This is a genomic window from Actinosynnema sp. NPDC023658, assembly GCF_040639995.1.
GTDB lineage: Bacteria > Actinomycetota > Actinomycetes > Mycobacteriales > Pseudonocardiaceae > Actinosynnema.
The window spans coordinates 1-1,444 of sequence record NZ_JBFAAX010001258.1; the positions used below are offsets into that span (position 1 = coordinate 1).

Sequence of the window (1,444 nt, forward strand, 5' to 3'; positions counted from 1 at the left end):
AGCACCGCGCCGGCCAGGACCACCAGCAGGATGACCACCGACCAGGGCAACCGGCCGAGCGCCGGCAGGTCCACCCCTCCCCGGCCGAACACCCGGAAGGACGTCGACAGCGCGCCGCGCGGCGCCCCACCGGTCCACAGGAACACCGCGCCGTCGAGCACGAGCAGCATCCCGAGCGTCACGATGAACGACGGCACCAGCAGCTTCGTCGTGATCAGCCCGTTGACCAGGCCGACGAGGAGGCCGAAGCCGAGCAGCAGCGCGATCACCCAGGGCGTGTTCGCCTCGTCGCCGCCGATCAGCCGCGCGGCGATCACGACCTCCGCGGTGACCAACGAGCCCACCGACAGGTCGAAGCCGCCGGAGACGATCACGAAGTACTGGCCGATCGCCAGGACCACCAGCGGCGCGGCGCGCTTGAGCAGGGCCAGGTAGCCGGCGGGCTCGGCGTACGCCGGACCGGCGAACGCGAGGGCCACCAGCAGAACCACCAGCACGACGAGCACCGGCACGGTGCCGTCCGCCGGACGGGGCCGCGACGTCACACCGACCTCCGGGACAGCCGGCGGCGGGCGTACAGCGCCACCGCGACGATGAGGACGACGCCGCGCACGACGTCCTTGAAGAACGGGTCGACCGCGAGGTCGTCGAAGACGGTGTCCAGGGTGGACAGGATGAGGACGCCGCCGATCGTGCCGACGACACCGCCGCGCCCGCCGGCCAGGACCGTCCCGCCGAGCACCACGGCCGCGATGGACTCCAGGTCGAAGCCCGCGTCCGTGCCGACGTACGGCGCACCGGACCCCAGGCGGGAGGCCAGGAACACCCCGGCCAGCCCCGCCGCCACCGAGCACAGCACGTGCGCGGTGACGATCGTCCGCCCGGTCCGCACGCCGGACAGCCGCGCCACGTCGACGTCACCGCCGACCGCGTACAGGTGGTAGCCGGCGCGGGTGCGCCGCAGGTACCACCACGCGCCGGCCGCGACGAGCAGCAGCACCAGCGCGGCCACCGGGATCGGCCCGACCCGGTCGTACCCGAGGTGCTGGAACGACCGCGGCACGCTGCCCGCCGGTCCCGTGTAGCGGTGTTCGAGGTACCCCCCGAGCAGCAGGGCCACCGCCAGCTACACGAAGAAGCCGTACTGGAGCACGGCCTGCAACACCACGCCAGCAGCTCGCCGGGCAGCACCATCGTGCCGCTGCCCGCCATGGTCTCGGCCGCGACCAGCGAGCACAGGCCGACCAGGTAGGCCACCGACAGGTCCAGCGACCCGCCGACGACGACCACCGTCTGCCCGACGGCGACGAGACCGAGCGCGGTGCTGCGGGTGAGGATGTTGAGGATGCCGCCCTGGTCGAGCAGCACGCCGCCCTTGAGCGCCACCAGGACGCTGCCGATCACCAGCAGCGCCACCAGGGCGGCGTAGACGGCCGTGGTGGGG

Annotated in this window: 1 protein-coding gene and 1 pseudogene; both read right to left on the reverse strand. The window is 73.3% G+C overall.

The features are described 5' to 3' along the window. Positions 1-545, reverse strand: a pseudogene (locus tag AB0G02_RS40060) (ABC transporter permease); the annotation flags it as partial. Further along, positions 542-1,120, reverse strand: coding sequence for an ABC transporter permease (locus tag AB0G02_RS40065; protein WP_360805730.1), 579 nt, complete (start codon positions 1,118-1,120; stop codon positions 542-544). The gene AB0G02_RS40065 and the pseudogene AB0G02_RS40060, both read right to left, overlap by 4 nt. Positions 1,121-1,444 lie beyond the last annotated feature (324 nt).